The 18,444-nt window shown below is 62.3% G+C and carries 16 protein-coding genes; 7 read left to right on the top strand and 9 right to left on the bottom strand.

Translation table 11 applies throughout. From position 1 onward, the window contains the following. Positions 1–335: 335 nt before the first annotated feature. The 3 genes from recQ to J3361_RS19765 all read left to right on the top strand — a co-directional run bounded on the left by recQ (position 336) and on the right by J3361_RS19765 (position 5,113). The gene (gene recQ / locus J3361_RS19755; protein ID WP_207965990.1) at positions 336–2,462 is read left to right on the top strand and encodes a DNA helicase RecQ; all 2,127 of its coding nucleotides are present in this window, start codon (positions 336–338) and stop codon (positions 2,460–2,462) included. 117 nt (positions 2,463–2,579) lie between these two features. After that, a complete protein-coding gene (locus J3361_RS19760; protein ID WP_003199001.1) occupies positions 2,580–3,014 on the top strand; it encodes a MarR family transcriptional regulator in 435 nt (144 codons plus the stop codon). A 119-nt stretch (positions 3,015–3,133) separates the two neighbouring features. Next, complete coding sequence (locus J3361_RS19765; protein WP_207965991.1) at positions 3,134–5,113, top strand: FimV/HubP family polar landmark protein; 1,980 nt, start codon at positions 3,134–3,136, stop codon at positions 5,111–5,113. A 420-nt stretch (positions 5,114–5,533) separates the two neighbouring features. Here J3361_RS19765 and J3361_RS19770 read toward each other — a convergent pair whose 3' ends face one another. Further along, on the bottom strand, positions 5,534–7,723 hold the full coding sequence (locus J3361_RS19770) for a patatin-like phospholipase family protein (protein WP_207965992.1): 2,190 nt from the start codon (positions 7,721–7,723) through the stop codon (positions 5,534–5,536). A gap of 71 nt (positions 7,724–7,794) precedes the next feature. Between J3361_RS19770 and J3361_RS19775 the strand changes: the two genes are divergently transcribed. Beyond that, on the top strand, positions 7,795–8,082 hold the full coding sequence (locus tag J3361_RS19775) for a SelT/SelW/SelH family protein (protein ID WP_207965993.1): 288 nt from the start codon (positions 7,795–7,797) through the stop codon (positions 8,080–8,082). On the opposite strand, the gene J3361_RS19780 is transcribed toward J3361_RS19775, so the two are convergent. Then, complete coding sequence (locus tag J3361_RS19780) at positions 8,076–8,966, bottom strand: DMT family transporter (protein WP_207965994.1); 891 nt, start codon at positions 8,964–8,966, stop codon at positions 8,076–8,078. The genes J3361_RS19775 and J3361_RS19780 overlap by 7 nt on opposite strands. A gap of 219 nt (positions 8,967–9,185) precedes the next feature. Then, positions 9,186–9,935 (bottom strand): AraC family transcriptional regulator, encoded by a 750-nt coding sequence (locus J3361_RS19785; RefSeq protein WP_207966037.1) that lies wholly within the window; start codon positions 9,933–9,935, stop codon positions 9,186–9,188. A gap of 134 nt (positions 9,936–10,069) precedes the next feature. Here J3361_RS19785 and J3361_RS19790 point away from each other — a divergent pair, with 134 nt between their 5' ends. Next, positions 10,070–10,888, top strand: a complete 819-nt coding sequence (locus J3361_RS19790; protein WP_207965995.1) for a UDP-2,3-diacylglucosamine diphosphatase — start codon at positions 10,070–10,072, stop codon at positions 10,886–10,888. A gap of 150 nt (positions 10,889–11,038) precedes the next feature. Here J3361_RS19790 and J3361_RS19795 read toward each other — a convergent pair whose 3' ends face one another. Further along, a complete protein-coding gene (locus tag J3361_RS19795; RefSeq protein ID WP_207965996.1) occupies positions 11,039–11,623 on the bottom strand; it encodes an HD domain-containing protein in 585 nt (194 codons plus the stop codon). Positions 11,624–11,637: 14 nt separating this feature from the next. Then, positions 11,638–11,949 carry a DUF962 domain-containing protein gene (locus J3361_RS19800; RefSeq protein ID WP_186728592.1) on the bottom strand — a complete coding sequence of 104 codons (312 nt, stop codon included), beginning with the start codon at positions 11,947–11,949 and terminating at the stop codon, positions 11,638–11,640. A gap of 297 nt (positions 11,950–12,246) precedes the next feature. Here J3361_RS19800 and J3361_RS19805 point away from each other — a divergent pair, with 297 nt between their 5' ends. Continuing rightward, the gene (locus J3361_RS19805; RefSeq protein WP_207965997.1) at positions 12,247–13,308 is read left to right on the top strand and encodes an AraC family transcriptional regulator; all 1,062 of its coding nucleotides are present in this window, start codon (positions 12,247–12,249) and stop codon (positions 13,306–13,308) included. On the opposite strand, the gene J3361_RS19810 is transcribed toward J3361_RS19805, so the two are convergent. Next, the gene (locus J3361_RS19810; RefSeq protein WP_207965998.1) at positions 13,265–14,719 is read right to left on the bottom strand and encodes a TrkH family potassium uptake protein; all 1,455 of its coding nucleotides are present in this window, start codon (positions 14,717–14,719) and stop codon (positions 13,265–13,267) included. The two genes, J3361_RS19805 and J3361_RS19810, sit on opposite strands and share 44 nt — an antisense overlap. Positions 14,720–14,880: 161 nt before the next feature. On the opposite strand from J3361_RS19810, the gene J3361_RS19815 reads away from it, so the two are divergent. Then, entirely contained in the window at positions 14,881–15,450 is a 570-nt protein-coding gene (locus J3361_RS19815) for an NAD(P)H nitroreductase (RefSeq protein ID WP_207965999.1), read from the top strand. A 215-nt stretch (positions 15,451–15,665) separates the two neighbouring features. Here the strand turns inward: J3361_RS19815 and J3361_RS19820 are convergent, their stop codons facing one another. From J3361_RS19820 to phhA, 3 genes are all read right to left on the bottom strand, one after another. Continuing rightward, positions 15,666–16,859, bottom strand: coding sequence for an amino acid aminotransferase (locus tag J3361_RS19820; protein ID WP_207966000.1), 1,194 nt, complete (start codon positions 16,857–16,859; stop codon positions 15,666–15,668). Next, positions 16,859–17,215, bottom strand: a complete 357-nt coding sequence (locus tag J3361_RS19825; protein WP_003184087.1) for a 4a-hydroxytetrahydrobiopterin dehydratase — start codon at positions 17,213–17,215, stop codon at positions 16,859–16,861. The genes J3361_RS19820 and J3361_RS19825 overlap by 1 nt, the downstream gene beginning before the upstream one ends. A 99-nt stretch (positions 17,216–17,314) precedes the next feature. Beyond that, positions 17,315–18,100 (bottom strand): phenylalanine 4-monooxygenase, encoded by a 786-nt coding sequence (gene phhA, locus J3361_RS19830; protein ID WP_186704640.1) that lies wholly within the window; start codon positions 18,098–18,100, stop codon positions 17,315–17,317. Positions 18,101–18,444 lie beyond the last annotated feature (344 nt).

Raw genomic sequence — 18,444 nt, forward strand, 5'->3', positions numbered from 1 at the left:
CTCTCCCTCGCGGGTGCTGACACACCAGTGATAGCTACGGCCTCTTTCCCCGCGCGCACCCAATCTTAAGCCGAGCACTTGTTTGCTGCGCGACAGCGCAGCGTCGGCGACGCGGCGGGGACTCCCTTGCCACAGGTTCGGGCCTTGTCCAGCACTCGCCCTATCACCTCCTGTCAGCAGCCCCCTTTGCAACGAAGGCCTCGGGTATACTGCCGCGTTTTGTGATGCCCTGCGGCGTCCCGCTAGTTCGAAACGCGCACTTACGATTTGCCGGTGCAGCGTTTGTGATTCTGAACCAGCCTTGCAGGGATGTTTTGGTGATTTTTGGAGTTTCTATGCTCGAACAGGCTCAACGCGTCCTCAAGGACATCTTCGGCTACGACAGTTTCCGTGGCCGCCAGGGTGCCATTATTGAGCGCGTGGCCAGCGGTGGCGATGCCCTGGTGCTCATGCCCACCGGCGGTGGCAAGTCCTTGTGCTTCCAGGTACCGGCACTGCTGCGCAACGGCCTGGCGGTGGTGGTTTCGCCGCTGATCGCGCTGATGGACGACCAGGTCGCGACCCTTGAGGAACTGGGTGTCGCCGCAGCGTCGCTGAACTCCACCCTCAGCGCCGAGCAACAGCGAGACCTGGCGACGCGGATCAAGCGCGGCGAAGTGAAGATGTTGTACCTGGCCCCGGAACGCCTGGTGCAGCCGCGCATGCTGGCGTTCCTGCAGAGCCTGGAAATTGCCCTGTTCGCCATCGACGAAGCCCACTGCGTGTCCCAGTGGGGTCATGACTTCCGGCGTGAATACCTGCAGTTGGGGCAACTGGCGGAATTGTTCCCCGACGTGCCGCGCATCGCCCTGACCGCCACCGCCGACAAGCGCACCCGCGAGGAAATCGTCGAGCGCCTGCACTTGCAGGATGCCGAGCGGTTCCTGTCAAGTTTCGACCGTCCCAATATTTTCTACCGCATCGTGCCCAAGGAGCAGCCGCGTAAGCAGCTGCTGGCGTTCCTTGCCGAGCGCCGCAGCGATGCCGGCATTGTCTATTGCCTGTCGCGCAAAAAAGTCGACGAAGTGGCGGCGTTCCTGTGTGAACAAGGGTTCCCGGCGTTGCCTTATCACGCCGGCCTGCCCAACGACCTGCGGGCCTATCACCAGAAGCGCTTCCTCAACGAGGAAGGCCTGATCATGGTGGCCACCATTGCGTTCGGCATGGGCATCGACAAGCCCAACGTGCGTTTTGTCGCGCACCTGGACCTGCCCAAGTCCCTCGAGGCGTACTACCAGGAAACCGGGCGTGCCGGCCGTGACGGCTTGCCGGCCGATGCCTGGATGGCCTACGGCCTGCAAGACGTGGTGATGCTTAAACAGATGTTGCAGAACTCCGAAGGCGATGAGCGCCACAAGCGCCTGGAGCAGCACAAACTCGACGCCATGCTCTCGCTGTGCGAGGAAACCCGTTGCCGTCGCCAGACCTTGTTGGCCTATTTCGACGAAGACATGCCCCAGCCCTGCGGGCATTGCGACAACTGTGTCGATGGCGTGGAAACCTGGGACGCCACCGAACCGGCCCGCCAGGCCTTGTCGGCGATTTTCCGCACCGGCCAGCGTTATGGCGTCGGGCACCTGGTGGACGTGTTGCTGGGCAAGGACAACGAGAAGGTGCGCAACTTCGGCCACCAGCACCTGTCGGTGTTCGGCGTGGGCAAGGCGCGCACCGAGAGTGAGTGGCGTTCATTATTCCGACAACTGGTGGCCCGCGGTCTGGCCGACATCGACCTGGAAGGCTACGGCGGCCTGCGCCTGAGTGCGACGTGCCGGCCGTTGCTCAAAGGCGAGGTCACCCTCGAACTGCGCCGCGATCTCAAGCCGGCATCGGCGGTCAAGAGCAGCAAGAGCCAGGCCAGCCAACTGGTCCGTGGCGAAGAGCGCGATCAATGGGAAGCCTTGCGCGCCTTGCGTCGCAAGCTGGCCGAGGAACACGGCGTACCGCCGTACGTCATCTTCCCCGACTCCACGCTGCTGGAAATGCTCCGCAGCCAGCCCACTTCCCTGGCGGAAATGGCCCGGGTCAGCGGTGTGGGGGCGCGCAAGCTGGAGCGTTATGGCGAGGCCTTCCTCCAAGTGCTGGGCGGCGAAGCCGAAGCGCCGAAAGCGGTGGCCGATGTGCGCCACGAGCTCATCACGCTGGCCCGGGCCGGCATGACACCGGTGCAGATCGCCGGGCAATTGCAGTGCTCGGAAAAGAACGTCTACACGATGCTGGCCGAGGCCATTGGCAAACAGCAGTTGTCCTTGGAACAGGCGCTGGATCTGCCCGAGGAGCTGATGGGCGAAGTACAGGACGCGTTCCTGGATGGCGAAGGCGAGTTGCCGCCAGTGTCCGAAGTCGCCGCGTTGTTTGTCGGACGAGTGCCCGAAGGTGTGCTGTACTGCGTCAGGGCTGCGTTGCAGTCGGAATTTGAAGTCTGATCAGTGAGTTGCGTTCCTTTAACGATTCAGTACAAGGCCAGCCTTGCTTGAATCCAAAGCTCATGCTTAGCTGACTAATAATTAGTTTTTCTCTATTTCAGATCTGATGAGTTTTTTATGCCGTTAACCGATCAACACCGTTTTGGCATGCAGTTGGCGCAGATGTCCCGAGGCTGGCGTGCCGAACTGGACCGTCGCCTGGCCGGGCTGGGCCTGTCCCAGGCGCGCTGGCTGGTGCTGCTGCACTTGGCCCGTTTCGAACAGGCGCCGACCCAGCGCGAATTGGCCCAGAGCGTCGCCGTTGAAGGCCCGACCCTGGCCCGCTTGCTCGACAGCCTGGAAACCCAGGGGCTAGTGCAGCGCCAGGCCGTGGCAGAAGACCGCCGGGCCAAGAAAATCGTGCTCTGCGCACCGGCCCTGCCGTTGATCGAGCAAATCGAAACCATTGCCACGCAATTGCGGCGGGAGCTGTTCGAAGGTGTTGATGAGGCCGACATGCGCGTGTGCATGCGGGTCCACGGCACGATCCTGGCCAACCTGGAAAAATCCTGAGGCATATCCCTGGCGTCAGACTTTTGAGATTCGTCGGTTAGCGAACTATAACCAGTAGTAAGCGTTCCTATTGAGGGCGTTTACGCCGAGGTTGGTTCTGGTAATCGAAAGGGATGCCCATGCTTGAAAGTTTGCAGTCCACGTTGCGCAGTTGGGTCAACGTGTCGGTCGTCGTGGGTGCCCTGGGGTATTCAGCCCTGGCCTCAGCGTTGGGGCTTGGCGAAATCACGCTGCATTCCGCCCTGAACCAGCCGTTGCGCGCCGATATCGCCCTGGTCGATGTCGGCGGGATCGGCGAGGGTGATCTGTCGGCCAGCCTGGCGAGCCCGGACGATTTCAGTCGTGCGGGTGTGGAGCGGGTATTCTTTCTCAATAACCTGCGCTTTACGCCGGTCTTGCGCGGGGAACGCAGCTTCATTCGGGTGACCTCCAGCAAACCGGTGGAGGAACCTTTCCTTAGTTTCCTGGTGCAGCTCAATCAGCCCAATGGGCGCCTGCTGCGCGAGTACACCGTGCTGATGGACCCTCCGGGCACGCCGGGTATCGTGCCGGAACGTGACGAGCCGTCCACGGATGCGCAGTCTGCGCCGAGCCAGGCCGCCCCGGCCATCAAGCCGCCCCCGGCGGTACAAGGCAAGCGCTATACGGTCGTGCAGGGAGACAACCCCTGGATCATTGCCCAGCGCCTGCATGATGCCGGCAGTAACGCGTCGGTCAATGAGCTGGTGCAAGGGATCCAGGCCTTGAACCCTGGCAGCGACCGGCTCTCCATCGGCCAGCGCCTGTTGTTGCCCGATTCGGCCGTGCTGCCGACAACGCCTGCAACCACCGCCGGCCAGGCTTCCGCTGTGTCCGATGAACAGTTGGCCGCCAGCGTGCTGCAGAATCAGCAGCAACAAAAGACCATCGAGGAACTGCAAGCGCGGCTGCAAGCCCAAGACGCGGAACTCGCCGGCCAGCGCCAGCAGATCAATGAGTTGCAGACCCGGCTCGCCGAGACGGCTCCAGTCCCCGTTGCGTCGGCGCAACCGCAACCGGCGCAGCCTGCCTCGGAGCCGGCTCCGGACGTGCCCCCCGTTACCGAACCGATTGCAGAGCCAGAGGGCGTCGATTGGACATGGGTGGCTGGGTTGGTAGCCCTGTTGGGGTTGTTGGCGTTGTTACTGTTCCTTCGGCGTCGCCAGCAGCAGGCCGAGTTGGAGCCGATGGCTGAGCGCCCCGAGCCGATGCTGGAAACCGGCGACGAACACTTCGACTCAATCCCCGACACGGAGCCCCCTGAGGCCGCGACAACGTTCAATAACGGTGATGCGCCCCTGGGTGATGTGCTGGAGGGCGTCGGGATCTACCTGACCTACGGCCGTTTCACCGAGGCCGCTGGGCTGTTGCGCGCGGCATTGCTGGCGGAGCCTGAACGCACCGACCTGGGCCTGAAACTGCTGGAGGTCCTGGGCAGGCAGGGCGATGTCATCGGTTTTCAGGCCCAGGAAAATCATTTGCTGGCACAGGGGGTCGATGCCGGGGCGCTGGAGGACATTCGTGGGCGCTATCCCAAGGTTGCCGCGATCACCGCACCGATAGTGGCTCCGACAGAACCCCTGGCTCCTGAACCTGAACCTGAACCTGAACCGAAACCTGAACAGGTGCCTCATGATGAGTTCGAACTGAATCTGGATGCGCTGTCCATGGAAACCAGTTGGGACCTTGCTGATGACCAGGACACCTCCACCGAAAACAAACCTGTCGCACCACTTGCCAACGACCCTGCCGAGGGCTTGTCGCTTTCAGGTTTCGACGAACCGGAGCTGCAATGGGAAGCGCCCCTGGAAACCGAGTCGCTGGACGACGCTTTCCTCGATGGTTTTGCCGATGAAGAGCAGGCGCTGGAATTTGAGCCACTGGCCCTTGAGCCTGTTTCCCCGGACACCTCGTCCCTCGAACCCCAGCCCCCGGAACATTCGGCCAAACTGGAACAGGCCCAGAACTGCATCGACGATGGCGACCTGAAGACGGCCGTGACCCTGCTTGAAGAATTACTCGAAGAGGGCGACGACCCCCTCAAGGAGACTGCCCGGGTGCTGCTGGCTGGGATTCGCTGAAGCTGTTAATGGATGTCGAGTCAACCGGCCCCTTCGCGAGCAAGCCCGCTCCCACAGGGATCTTTGGTACACAGAGAATCCAATGTGGGAGCGAGCCTGCTCGCGAAGGCGGCAGCACAGCCAACATCACTGGCACAGACCCACCGCTATCGCGAGCAGGCTCGCTCCCACAGGGACCTTTGGTGGACAGGGATTTTCGCGTATATCCCGAATCCAGTGTGGGAGTGAGCCTGCTCGCGAAGGCGGCAGCACAGCCAACATCACTGGCACAGACCCACCGCTATCGCGAGCAAGCCCGCTCCCACAGGGATCTTTGGTGGATAGAGATTTCGCGTACATCCCGAATCCAATGTGGGAGCGGGCTTGCTCGCGAAGGCGTCAGGTCAGCCCCTCTACCTTTCCCAGGCAAGCGCCTACTTCTCAAAACGTCTGCCCCAGGTTCAGGTAAACCGCCTGTTCATCATCGTCGTTAAACCCATAGCTGAAATTCAGTGGCCCCAGCGGCGTATCGAAGCCGAGGAAAATGCTCGCGGCATTGATGTAGCCGCTGTCGAATTCGTTGTCGTTGTTCCAGGCCCGGCCGCGCTCCAACGAGCCACCGATGTACAGCGGGAAGTCCAAGGGCAGGTAGGCCCGCGGTGTGAGGCGGCGGTAATACACGGCACGCATCAGGCTCATGTTCTGTCCGGACACTCCATCTTCGCGAAAGCCCGACAATTGCCGCGCGCCCCCGAGCACAAAACTGGACGTCACCACCTCGGCGGTGTCCAGGGTGCGGCCGTAGCGCCCGCCCAGGATGAAAGTGTCCGGGCCGCTGCTCAGGGCCTTGTCCAGTTTGAACTCCCATTGACGGTAACGTTGGTCGGAGCCCAGCCCCGGTTCGTATTGGCGCCAGCTCAAGCCGATGTCTTCCCCTTCATGGGGGAAATACACACTGTCCAGGGAGTCGAACGAATACTTGAGCTCGTAGAAACCCTCGTTGAAATTCTCGCTGGGCTGGTCGTGGTCGCCGATGCGCACATCGGCCTTGCCCCAGGCCTGGCCGACGCCGAAGCGGATTTCGCCGCTGTTGCCGATCTGGCGGCCCACGTTCAGCCCGAAGCCATAGCGCTCGACGCGATACTGGGCCACCGGATCGTTGTCGAGGATGGACTCCACGTTGCGCGATTCGAATTGCCCATAGGGGGCAATGAAGTAGCGCGAGCCGACATCCAATGGCTGGTAGAACTCGCTGTACAACTCCTGCTTATCACCGATCTGCGCCCGAGTCAGCCATTCGGCACCCAGGCGATTGATCCCGTTGATCCGATAACTGGCCCCCAAGTTGAAAGCACTGTCGCCGCGCATGTCGTCCGACAGGCTCAGCCCCAGCCTCAGGTAGTCGGTGCCGGTGCGTCGGCCCCGGGCGCTGATCACCAGCGTATGGTCCGGACCTTTGTGAACCACGCGGTATTGCACCTGCTCGAAGTAATCCAGACCGTACAGCGTACCCATGTCGGTCTGCAGGCGCCCCAGATCCAGCGGCTCGCCGATCTGCTGGCGAATGTAGTAGCGAATCACGTCATCGCCGACTTTCGAGTCGTTCTCCACGCGAATGGCGGTGATGACCGGCGTGCGTTCGTTGGGTGTGCGGGCGGCCATGAGTTCGGCGTCGGGCATTTCGGACGGGCGTAGAGGGGCCAGGCGTGCGTCGAGTATGCGGGTGGCGCGGTAGCCGGCGTCGATCATTTCCTGGGCACGGCCGAAGTCGGTGGAGCCGAAGCTCGCCAGGGCCGGCTGGATCAGTACGTCGTCTTTTTTCAGGGTCGCCAGTTGCTCTTCAGAGTTGCGCCGGGTCATCAGGGTGGTCGATTGGTTCAGCACATCGACCACCGTGACCAGTTGCTTGCGGGTGCGCAGCGGCGTGCCGATGTCCACGACGATGGCCATGTCCACGCCCATTTCCCGGGCCACGTCCAGCGGGATGTTATCGGCCATGCCGCCGTCCACCAGCAGCCGGCCGTCCAGCTCCACCGGGGCGAATACGGCCGGGATCGACATGCTGGCGCGAATGACCTTGGGCAGATGACCTTTGCGGAACACGACTTTTTCGCCGGTGGCGATGTCAGTGGCGACGGCGCGAAACGGGATCGGCAATTTGTCGAAGTCACGGGTATCGCTGGCGTGGGCCAGCAGGCTTTCAAGCAGCAGGGCCAGGTTCTGGCCCTGGATGACCCCCAAGGGCAGGCCGAGGCTGCCGTCGTCGCGAAAACTCAGCTTCTGTTTTACCAGGAAGTCGCGGTCATCCTGTTTGCGCCGGAACGGCACGTCCTTGCGCGGCGGTGCGTCGGACAAGGCCTGTTGCCAGTCGATGCCCAGGGCGAGTTTTTCCAGTTCGTCGATCTTGTAACCCGAGGCGTACAGCCCGCCGATCACCGCGCCCATGCTGGTGCCGGCAATGGCGTCGATCCTGATGCCTTGCTCTTCCAGGGCCTTGAGCACGCCGATATGGGCCAGCCCCCGCGCCGCGCCGCCGGACAGCACCAGGCCGATTTTCGGCCGCGGTGCTTCGACAGCCTGGACGAAAAGGGGCAACAGCAGCAGAAGCAGGAGGGGCAGGAGGCGGCGCATCGTCAATCTCGGGGCGGGCGATCAAAGACGGGTATTATAACGACGCCTTAGCACCCAGGAGTCCACCCGCCATGACCGAACACAAACCGGAAGTCGTCATTACCTATTGCACCCAGTGCCAATGGTTGCTGCGCGCCGCTTGGCTGGCCCAGGAACTGCTCAGCACCTTTGGCGACGACCTGGGCAAAGTGTCCCTGGTGCCGGGCACCGGCGGTGTATTCCACATCAGTTGCGACGATACGCAGATCTGGGAGCGCAAGGCCGATGGCGGTTTTCCCGAGGCCAAGGTCCTCAAGCAGCGGGTCCGCGACCGGATCGACCCGGAGCGGGACCTGGGCCACAACGATCGGGTTCAGTGAGCCGCGGCTTGGGTCTCCACCCGCGGTTTTTTCGAGCCGCCCAGTTGGCTTGAGATCACGATGGCCGTGATGATCACCACGCCGCCAAGCAACATGCGCAACGTCGGGCGCTCGTCGAACAGCCACCAGGCCATGGCGATGCCGTAGACCGGCTCCATGGCGAAGACCACCGCCGCCGTGCGGGCCTTGATCACCGCCAGGCTGGCGACGAACAGGCTGTGGGCCAGGCCGGTGCAGAACACGCCGAGCAAGCCGATCCACAACCAGTCGATGGGGCGAACATCGCTCAATTGCGGTGCGGCCACCGGCAGCAGGCACAACCCGACCACCACGTTCTGGCACAGCGCGGCCTGTACCGGCGGCACATGGGCGGAGCCAGCGCGGTTGGTCAAGGACAACAGGGAAAACAGCAGCCCCGAGGCCACGGCCCACAGCAGGCCGGTGGTGGCACCGCTGGCCAGGTCGAAGTTCGGCGTGACCAGCACCAGGCCGACGCTCACCAATATCACCAACCCGATTTCATTGGCGCGAATCCGCTCGCGGAAGATCAGCCCCTCGAGCAATACCGTGAAGGCTGGGAAACTGGCGAACCCCAGCGTGGCGATTGCCACGCCAGCCACTTTCACCGCGATGAAGAAACTCACCCAGTGCCCGGCCAGCAACAGGCCGCCCAGCAGCAATCGCCGACCATCCTGGGCCCGCAGTTTCTGCCAGCGGCTGCGGCTGGCGAACCGGGCAAACATCGCCAGGGCCAGCACGGCGAAGACGGCGCGACCGAACACGATGACCGCTGGCGAGGCTGCGGCGAGTTTGCCGAAGACACCGGTCAGGCCAAACATGAGTGCGCCAATGTGCAGGGCGCCGAGGGCAGTACGTGGAGTCATTTCAATCCTTTCAACAGACAGTGGGGCAACTGGTGAATGTCTTCTGTGGGAGCGAGCCTGCTCGCGAAAGCGCTGGTCCAGGCAATGCAGATATTGACTGACAGATAGCAATCGCGAGCAGGCTCGCTCCCACAGGACTGTTCCCCTCACAGATTGGAGTATTTAAGCGCGGGTGAGGCGGCAATATCTGTCGCGATCCTAGCGATTTTTAGCGCGAACCTAGCGCTGATGCCGCAGCGTGCCCGGCGAGGCGCCGAATTCGCGCAGCACCGCCGCGGCGAAAGCACTCTGGGAGCTGTAGCCGACCCGGTGGGCGATCTCGCCGATGGGCAGGTCCGACTCCCGCAACAACGCCACGGCCTGGTGCAAGCGGCGGCTACGGATGTACGCCATCGGGGTTTGCCCGCACTCGGCGATGAAACGCGCGTGCAGACGGGCACTGGAAAGGCCGGCGACCCGCGCCAGGTCCGCCACTTGCAGCGGGTAGGCCGCGTTCTGGTCGATGTGGGCGTTGAGCGCGGCGTAGGGCAGGCGCCGACCACCGAGGGCGTTCTGGCGAACGCCATTGAGGCTCGCCAAGAGCAGCACCGCGCCTTGCTGGGCGATCAGCGGGTCGTCCACCGGGCTGCTCGCCAGCCAACTGACCAGTTGGCTTTGCCCCGCGTCCAGGGGCAGGCGAGCGGGGTCGTCGAGCAAGCGGCGGCTGGCGTCGGCGTGATCCCCCAGGCATTGTCCGACCCAGTCGTCACTGGGCACATCCAGTACCAGGCAGCGGCTGCCGTGGGGGCTGCCACAGCCATGATGGGCGCCGGCGGGTACCACCACGAAACTTTGTTGCACCACTTGGCTGCCACGACCTTCGACCTCGAAGTCCAGCGCGCCGGACAACCCGAACACCAGCTGCGCGTGGTCGTGGCTGTGGGCGATCAAGTCGTGGCTGTAGTGGCGTAGCGTGAGGATCGGTCGCATCGCGGTCTCCCGTGTCAGGCCGCCAGCATACACCGAGGGGCAACGCCCGGCGCTGTCATGCAATGGACTTGTGTTTGTCATAGGCCATTAACCGCTGGGGTGCACAGTGGCGAAAACGATCAGAGGGTTGCCCAATGACCAGCGCCGAGCTCGCCAAACCCAGCCGCAAGCAACGTGTACGCACCCTGTGGATCTCCGATGTGCACCTGGGCACCCGGGACTGCCAGGCCGAGCACCTGTCGCAGTTTCTCAAGGGCTACCACGCCGACAAGATCTACCTGGTGGGGGACATCATCGACGGCTGGAAGCTGCGCGGTGGCATGTATTGGCCCCAGGCCCACACCAACGTCATCCGCCGCTTGCTGACCATGAGCAAGCGCGGTACCGAAGTGATCTACGTCACCGGCAACCATGACGAATTCCTGCGGCGCTATTCGAAGCTGATCCTGGGCAATATCCAGTTGGTGGACGAAGCGGTGCACGTCACCGCCGATGGCCGGCACCTGCTGGTGATCCATGGCGACCAGTTCGATGTCATCACCCGTTACCACCGTTGGCTGGCGTTCCTCGGGGACTCGGCCTACGAATTCACCCTCACGCTGAACCGCTGGCTCAACCACTGGCGGGCCCGTTATGGCTACGGTTACTGGTCGCTGTCGGCGTACCTCAAGCACAAGGTGAAGACGGCCGTCAGCTTTATCAGCGACTTCGAAGAAGCCATCGCCCACGAGTGTGTGAAGCGCGAATTGCATGGCGTGGTCTGTGGGCATATCCACCATGCCGAGATGCGGATGGTGGGCGAGGTGGAATACCTCAATTGTGGCGACTGGGTCGAATCCTGCACGGCGCTGATCGAGCATTGGGATGGGACGATCGAGTTGTACCGGTTGGCGGACGCCCAGGCGCGGGAGGCGCTGGCCAAGACTGAGTTGAAAGTGACTGAGCCGGTGTAGGCCGGCCTGACGTTTTCTCAAGCGAACACATAACCCCTGTGGCGAGGGAGCTTGCTCCCGCTGGGCTGCGCAGCAGTCCCTTTTTATGAGCGCTGCGCACTCAAGCGGGAGCAAGCTCCCTCGCCACAGGTTTTTCTGCGTCCGTTGGATTCAGGCTTGCTCCGCCATCGCCGCCTTGTAGATCGATTGCTTCGGCGCGGCAAACACCCTTTCCAGCATCGGCTCGAAGAAGCTCAACGGCAATGTGTCGTACTCGGGATCGAACGCCGCCGCGTCGTATTTCGCACAGAAATCAATGGTCGCCTGGTACTGCGGATGTTCGAAAAACTGCTCGCGCAGGTGCCGGTCCATGCCCAGGTGATGGAAGAAGTAATAGCCCTGGAAAATCCCGTGCTTCTCCACCATCCACAGGTTTTCGGCGCTGACGAAGGGCTTGAGGATAGCGGCGGCGATGTCCGGGTGGTTATACGAACCCAAGGTGTCGCCGATGTCGTGGAGCAGGGCGCAGACCACGTATTCCTCATCGCGCCCGTCACGGTAGGCACGGGTGGCGGTTTGCAAGGAATGGGTCAGGCGGTCCACTGGGAACCCGCCGAAATCACCGTCCAGCAATTTCAAGTGGGCCAGGATCCGGGCCGGCAATTGCCGGGCGTAGGCGCTGAAATCGGCTGCGATGATCGCCCAATCTTCCTGGGTGCCGTCCTGCATGTGGGTAAAACGTGCGTGAGTGTTCATAGGCAATCCTTTGGCTAGAACGCCACCTTGCCCAGCAGCATGTCGCGGTACATGACGAAATCACCGAGCAGGCTGTAGAGCGGATGCTGGAAAGTGGCGGGACGGTTCTTTTCGAAGAAGAAGTGCCCGACCCAGGCAAAGCCGTAGCCGGCCACCGGCAGGGCAACCCACAGCCACCAGGCACCCACGACGAGGGCCATGACGAAAACCAGGATGACCAGGGAGGTGCCGATGAAATGCAATCGTCGGCAGGTGCTGTTGCTGTGTTCGCTGAGGTAATACGGGTAGAACTCGGCGAAGGTATTGAATCGTTTGGCGTTTTCCACGACGGCTGACTCTGTGGTTATTGTTTTGATATTTAAGTCTAGAGCTATCAATTACAACGGCCAGTGACAATCAGCGCCACTCTAGTGTCCGGTCTTACCAATAACGCCCCTCTTGGACGGCTTCTGTTGCCGTCATGCTGCGTTGCCGCTCCTCGCCATAGCGGGCTATGACTCGTCGCGGCGCCTTGCCTGACAACAACAGCCGCTCGTCCAAAAGGGGCGTTATTGGTAAGACCGGACACTGCTATCCTTCGCAAATCCAGCCGTACCCTGCGGCTCGTCATGCAAGTAAACGTCATGAGCGAACGAACGACTTCTTCAAGCTGGGCGATGGGGATTGTCAAGGCGCTGGAAATGGACGGCCTGGATTGTCGGGCGCTGTTCAAACAACTGGGATTGGACTTCGATGCGCTGGATGACCCGGATGCACGCTTCCCCCAGGACTCGATGACGCGGCTCTGGCAACGGGCGGTGGAATTGTCCGGTAACCCGGCCATTGGTTTGAACATGGGCAGGGTGGTGCGCCCGGCCTCGTTCCATGTGGCGGGCTACGCCTTGATGTCCAGTCGCACCCTGGTGGAGGGTTTTCAACGGCTCGTGCGCTATCAGCGGATCATCGCCGAAAGCGCTGACTTGAGTTTTCGTCCGTTGGAAGGCGGTTATGGGCTGATCCTGACCGTGCATGGCGACCATCTGCCTCCCACTCGTCAAAGTGCCGAAGCGTCCCTGGCCTGCGCGCTTGCCCTGTGCAGTTGGTTGACTGGGCGCACCCTGCATCCGGTGAAGGTGCTGTTCCAGGGCGCCGAACCCCTGGACCCGGCGCCTTATCAGCGAGCTTTTCATGCGCCGTTGGTGTTCGGCGCGCCTTACGACGCGCTGATCTTCGAACGGGCCGACATGGAGGCGCCGCTGCCAACGGCCAACGAAGCCATGGCGCAGCTCCACGACCGGTTTGCCGGGGAATACCTCGCGCGTTTTTCGGAAAGCCGCGTGACCCACAAGGCGAGACAAGTATTGTGTCGGCTGTTGCCCCAGGGGGAACCCAAGCGAGACGTGGTGGCGCAGACGTTGCACCTGTCCCAGCGCACCTTGCAACGGCGCTTGCAGGAAGAGGGCACCAGTTTCCAGAGCCTGCTGGAAGATACCCGCCGCGAGCTGGCCGAGCAGTACCTGGCACAGCCGGGCATGACGCTGCTGGAAATTGCCTACCTGTTGGGATTTGCCGACCCGAGCAATTTTTTCCGGGCTTTTCGCCGCTGGTTCGATACCACGCCCGGCGAATACCGGGCGCGATTGGCGAGCCAGCCTGAACCGGTCAGTGACGCCAGAACGCCGGGATACACAGCACGAACACGGTGATGATCTCCAGCCGGCCCAGCAACATGCCCCCCGACAGAATCCACTTGGCGGCGTCCGGCAGCGGTGCGAAGTTGCCGGCCGGTCCGATGGTTTCCCCCAGCCCCGGGCCGACGCCGGACACGGTACTGGCCGCACCGGTCAACGCCGTCATCCATTCCACCCCCAACAGCGACAGCAGCAGGGCGATCACGCAGATCGTGATGGCGAAGAAGAACGAGAACGTCAGGATCGAACGGACGATTTCCTCGTCGAGGCGATGACCGTTGTACTTCTGCTTGATCACCGCACGGGGGTGGATCAGTTGATTAAGGTTGGCCCGCAGCAGGATGTAGGCGACCTGGAAGCGAAAGATCTTGATCCCGCCGGCCGTCGAACCCGAGCAACCGCCGACGAACCCCAAGTAGAAGAACAGCATCAGCGAGAAATTGCCCCACAGGCTGTAGTCGCCCAGGGCGAAGCCGGTGGTGGTAACGATGGACGTCACGTTCAGCGCCACGTGCCGCAGGGCGTCAAGCCAATGCAGGTCGGTGGTCGCCCAATACCAGGTGCCGAGCACCAGCCAGGTCACCAGCAGCACGCCAATGAGCCCCTGGACCTGCTGGTCCTTGATCAACGCCCGGCGATTACCCCGCAACGTCGAGACATACAGGGCAAACGGCAGGCTGCCGAGGATCATGATGACGATGGTGACCCAGTGCACCGCCGGCTGGGTCCATTTGGCCAGGGACTGGTCCGAGGTGGAGAAACCGCCGGTGGAAATCGCCGACATCGCATGGTTGATGGCATCGAACAGGCTCATCCCGGCCCACCAGAGCGCCAGGGTGCCAAGAATGGTGATGCCCACGTAGGCCGCCACGATCAACCGCGCCACCATGTGGGAACGGGGCATGACTTTCTCCGAGCGGTCCGATGACTCGGTCTGGAACAGCCGCATGCCACCGATGCGCAGCAGGGGCAGGATCGCCACCGCCATGCCGATGAAGCCGATACCGCCGAGCCAGTGCAGCAGCGAGCGCCACATCAGGATGCCCGGTGACATGGTGTCCAGGCCGCTCAGGACGGTGGCGCCGGTGGCGGTGATGCCCGACATGCTTTCGAAGAACGAATCCGTATAGCTGATGTGCTGGGTTAGCAGGAACGGCAGCGCAGCGAAGATACACACCACCAGCCAGCTGCTGACCGTCAGCAGGTACATGTCCCGCGGCCGCAGGTGGATGTGTTCCGGGCGCCCGGGAAGCACCAGCGCCAGGCCGGCGAGGAAGGTGATCATGCTCGACCAGAGGAACGACGGCAGGTCGCCAGTGCGCTCGAAGATCATCAGCGTGACCATGGGCACGACCATGAAGATCGCCAGGGTGATCAGGAAGATGCCGATGATGAAACCGATGATTCGCAGGGTCGGCAACGCCATGAAGTCCGCTCAGGCTGAAAGGGAAGGGCGCCATTCTACCTGCGGCCAGCGTCCTGTAAACCGGCACTCGGCGGCGCCTGGCTGCCTGGCCACGGAATTTGCGCTAACGGACTCGCCGCACAGCCACTAGAATAGCTGGACATTTTTTCAGGAGGTGGCCGATGCAGGCTCTCGACGCTTTGCTCAACCGTGTTTCCGTCCCGCGCCTGGTGGAGCCGGCACCCACGCCGGAACAGCGCGAGCTCATGTTCGCCGCGGCCATGCGGGCACCGGATCACGGCCAGTTGCGGCCATGGCGCTTCTTGACGGTGGAAGGGCAGGCGCGGCAGCGCATGGGCGAACTGCTGGCCGAAGCGGCAAAGTTCAATGACCCGCTGGTGCCCGAAGCGGTCGTGGAAAAGGCCCTCAATGGCCCGTTGCGCGCACCCCTGGTCGTGGTGGTGATCGCCCGTCTGCAGGACCATTTCAAGATCCCCAAGTCCGAGCAACTGTTGGCGGCCGGCTGCGCGGCCCATGGCATCCTGCTGGCGGCGTATGCCCAAGGTATCGGCGGTGTGTGGCGCACCGGCGAGCTGGCGTACTCGCCGCACGTGGCCAGGGGGCTGGGCCTTGAAGACGGGGAAGAGGTGATCGGTTTCCTCTACCTGGGCACACCGCAGAAAGAAGCGCGCACCGCACCGAAGGAAGATATCGGGCAGTTTGTCCGGGAGTGGACGGGCCCGCAGGTATAACGTCTGGCGCAGCTTTTGTGGTGAAGAGGACTTATCTGTGGCGAGGGGATTTATCTGTGGCGAGGGGATTTATCCCCGTTGGGCTGCGCAGCAGCCCCTAGATCAGACACCTTGAAATGTCAGGCCACCCCAGGTTGGGGGCTGCTGCGCAGCCCAGCGGGGATAAATCCCCTCGCCACAAGGGGATCTGTTCAGCTATTAAAGGTAAAGGCTGGTTATCTGCAAACGTCAGCAATCGCCTCGGCCAGTAAGTCCAGGCGCGTAGCGTCGATGCCGGCCACGTTGGCCCGGCCGGTACCGACCATGTAGACGCTGTGGCGTTCGCGCAGGTGCTGGACCTGTTCCGGCGTCAGGCCGGTGTAGGAAAACATCCCGCGTTGCACGCCGATATGGGCGAAGCGCTCGCGCAGACCATGGGGCTCGAGGGCTTCCAGCAAACCGCTGCGCAATTGCGCGATGCGCAGGCGCATGGCCTGGACCTCATCGGCCCACAGGCTTTTGAGTTCCGGGTCGCCGAGGATGGTCGCCACCACGGCTGCGCCATGGTCTGGTGGCGTCGACCACAGGTTGCGGGCGATGTTGGCCAATTGGCTGCGGATATCGATCAGTTTTTCGCCATCCCGGGCGCAGACGATCAATGCACCCGTACGGTCGCGGTACAGGCCGAAGTTCTTCGAACAGGAGCTGGTAATCAGCACTTCCGGCAACGCTTCGGCAAATAGCCGGACCGCCCAGGCGTCCTGTTCCAAGCCATCGCCAAAGCCTTGGTAGGCGAAGTCGATCAGCGGCAGCAGGTCGCGGCTGCGCACCACTTCCAGCAGCTGCTGCCATTGCTCATGGGACAGGTCGAATCCGGTGGGGTTGTGGCAGCAGGCGTGCAGTAGCACCACATCGCCTTTGGGCGCCTGGGCCAGGGTCGCCAGCATCGCCTCGAAATCCAGGCGGTTATCGGCACCCACGTACGGGTAATGACTGACCTTGACCCCGGCCGTGGCGAAAATGGTTTCGTGGATCGGCCAGGTCGGGTTGCTCAGCCAGACGCCACGGCCCGGCAGGCACTGGGCGATGAAGTCGGCGCTCAGGCGCAGGGCACCGGTGCCGCCGGGTGTCTGGGTGGCGCCGGCGCGTTTTTCACGGATCAACGGCGAGTCGACGCCCAGCACCAGCTCATTGATCAACTGGCCGAACGCGGCGTCGCCATGACCGCCGATGTAGGTCTTGGTAACCTGGCGATCCACCAGCCGCTGCTCGGCCTGCTTCACTGACTGAAGAATCGGCGTCAGGCCCTGGGCGTCCTTATAGACACCCACGCCCAGGTCGAACTTGCTCGGGTTGCTGTCCGCCCCGTAAGCCTCCATCAGGCCGAGGATCGGATCGCCAGGCACCCGGCCGATGGCATCGAAATGCATTACTTGCGGCCCTCGGCGGTCTTGGCCACGTCATCGGTGCGGGCGGCCATGATGAAATCGTTGCGGTGCAGGCCTTTGATGGAGTGGCTCCACCAGGTCACGGTGACTTTGCCCCACTCGGTGAGCAGGCCTGGGTGGTGGCCTTCGGCCTCGGAGATCTCGCCAACGGCGTTGGTGAACGCCAGGGCGTGCTTGAAGTTCTTGAACAGGAAAACTTTCTCCAGCTGCATCACGCCGTCGCGCACTTCGATGTTCCAGTCCGGGATCTGCTTGATCAACACCGGCAGTTCTTCGTCGCTGACTTGTGGGGCATCGGCGCGGCAGGCTTCGCAATGGGCTTGGTTCAGAGTGTTCATGGTGTGTTCCTGGATCGAATATTTGGAAAACGTCGATGCACCCACGCTAAAGCAAAGCCGCGTCGTGCAACAGACTCAATTGGGATTAAAAGACGCGGTTCACGCCGCTTTTGGCGGGAATTTCGGAGCGTGCAAGCCCAGTTCCCGACCGCGCTTGACCATGCCCATGATGTCTTCGTGGGCCAGGTCGAACAGACGCTTGAGCTCGGGCAACACGAAATACACCGGTTGCAGGATGTCGATGCGATACGGCGTGCGCATGGCTTCCAACGGATCGAAGGCCTGGTGCTCGGGCTCGTCGGACAGGCAGTACACGGTTTCCTTGGGCGACGAGAGGATGCCTCCGCCGTAGATGCGCCGGCCCTGCGGGGTTTGCACCAGGCCGAACTCGATGGTCATCCAATACAGGCGCGCCAGGTAGACGCGTTCTTCCTTGGAAGCCTGTAGGCCGAGTTTGCCGTAGGTGTGGGTAAATTCGGCAAACCAAGGGTTGGTCAGCAACGGGCAGTGGCCAAAGATCTCGTGGAAAATGTCCGGCTCTTGCAGGTAATCCAGTTCTTCACGGGTACGAATAAAGGTCGCCACCGGAAACTGCTTGCTGGCGAGCAATTCGAAGAAGGTCTGGAAAGGGATCAGCGCCGGCACGCGGGCGACTTGCCAGCCCGTGGTCTCGCCCAGCACTTTGTTGACTTCGTCCAGTTGCGGGATGCGGTCGTGGGGCAGGCCCAGCTTGTCGATGCCGTCCAGGTATTCCTGGCACGCACGGCCTTCGATAACTTTGAGCTGGCGGGTGATCAGCGTGTTCCACACCGCGTGTTCTTCAGCGGTGTAGTGGATAAAACCTTGCGCATCGGGCTCGCGGGCCACGTATTGCGTCTGCTTCATGCTGCTCTCCTGCTGATTTCCCTCAGGGGGAAGATGCGTTTGTTGTTATGTCGAGCGATGCATTAGAGATAACCCGAAGCAGCGGTGTGCGCATCGGCTTGGCGAGGATGGATTGGGCGAGCGACGGGCTGAATCGTAAAGTTTTCGTTACGATTTGACGGGCGGTACGATCTTTCCGGGATTTTCAGGTGGGAAACGGCCTACATCTGTCACATAATCTTGACGATTATTTGCGTTGCCACGCCGAAAACCTTTGTGGCGAGGGAGCTTGCTCCCGCTGGGGCGCGAAGCGGCCCCTGTTTTGGGTCTGCTGCGCAGCCCAGCGGGAGCAAGCTCCCTCGCCA

This window comes from Pseudomonas sp. OA65 (genome assembly GCF_017498305.1).
GTDB classification, from domain to species: Bacteria; Pseudomonadota; Gammaproteobacteria; order Pseudomonadales; family Pseudomonadaceae; genus Aquipseudomonas; species Aquipseudomonas zanjanensis.

What these genes read in the sequence shown, in the direction of transcription:
- recQ (WP_207965990.1), top strand. Translation starts at nt 336, where the DNA reads ATGCTCGAACAGGCTCAACGCGTCCTCAAGGACATCTTCGGCTACGAC.
- J3361_RS19760 (WP_003199001.1), top strand. Translation starts at nt 2,580, where the DNA reads ATGCCGTTAACCGATCAACACCGTTTTGGCATGCAGTTGGCGCAGATG.
- J3361_RS19765 (WP_207965991.1), top strand. Translation starts at nt 3,134, where the DNA reads ATGCTTGAAAGTTTGCAGTCCACGTTGCGCAGTTGGGTCAACGTGTCG.
- J3361_RS19770 (WP_207965992.1), bottom strand. Translation starts at nt 7,723, where the DNA reads ATGCGCCGCCTCCTGCCCCTCCTGCTTCTGCTGCTGTTGCCCCTTTTC.
- J3361_RS19775 (WP_207965993.1), top strand. Translation starts at nt 7,795, where the DNA reads ATGACCGAACACAAACCGGAAGTCGTCATTACCTATTGCACCCAGTGC.
- J3361_RS19780 (WP_207965994.1), bottom strand. Translation starts at nt 8,966, where the DNA reads ATGACTCCACGTACTGCCCTCGGCGCCCTGCACATTGGCGCACTCATG.
- J3361_RS19785 (WP_207966037.1), bottom strand. Translation starts at nt 9,935, where the DNA reads ATGCGACCGATCCTCACGCTACGCCACTACAGCCACGACTTGATCGCC.
- J3361_RS19790 (WP_207965995.1), top strand. Translation starts at nt 10,070, where the DNA reads ATGACCAGCGCCGAGCTCGCCAAACCCAGCCGCAAGCAACGTGTACGC.
- J3361_RS19795 (WP_207965996.1), bottom strand. Translation starts at nt 11,623, where the DNA reads ATGAACACTCACGCACGTTTTACCCACATGCAGGACGGCACCCAGGAA.
- J3361_RS19805 (WP_207965997.1), top strand. Translation starts at nt 12,247, where the DNA reads ATGAGCGAACGAACGACTTCTTCAAGCTGGGCGATGGGGATTGTCAAG.
- J3361_RS19810 (WP_207965998.1), bottom strand. Translation starts at nt 14,719, where the DNA reads ATGGCGTTGCCGACCCTGCGAATCATCGGTTTCATCATCGGCATCTTC.
- J3361_RS19815 (WP_207965999.1), top strand. Translation starts at nt 14,881, where the DNA reads ATGCAGGCTCTCGACGCTTTGCTCAACCGTGTTTCCGTCCCGCGCCTG.
- J3361_RS19820 (WP_207966000.1), bottom strand. Translation starts at nt 16,859, where the DNA reads ATGCATTTCGATGCCATCGGCCGGGTGCCTGGCGATCCGATCCTCGGC.
- J3361_RS19825 (WP_003184087.1), bottom strand. Translation starts at nt 17,215, where the DNA reads ATGAACACTCTGAACCAAGCCCATTGCGAAGCCTGCCGCGCCGATGCC.
- phhA (WP_186704640.1), bottom strand. Translation starts at nt 18,100, where the DNA reads ATGAAGCAGACGCAATACGTGGCCCGCGAGCCCGATGCGCAAGGTTTT.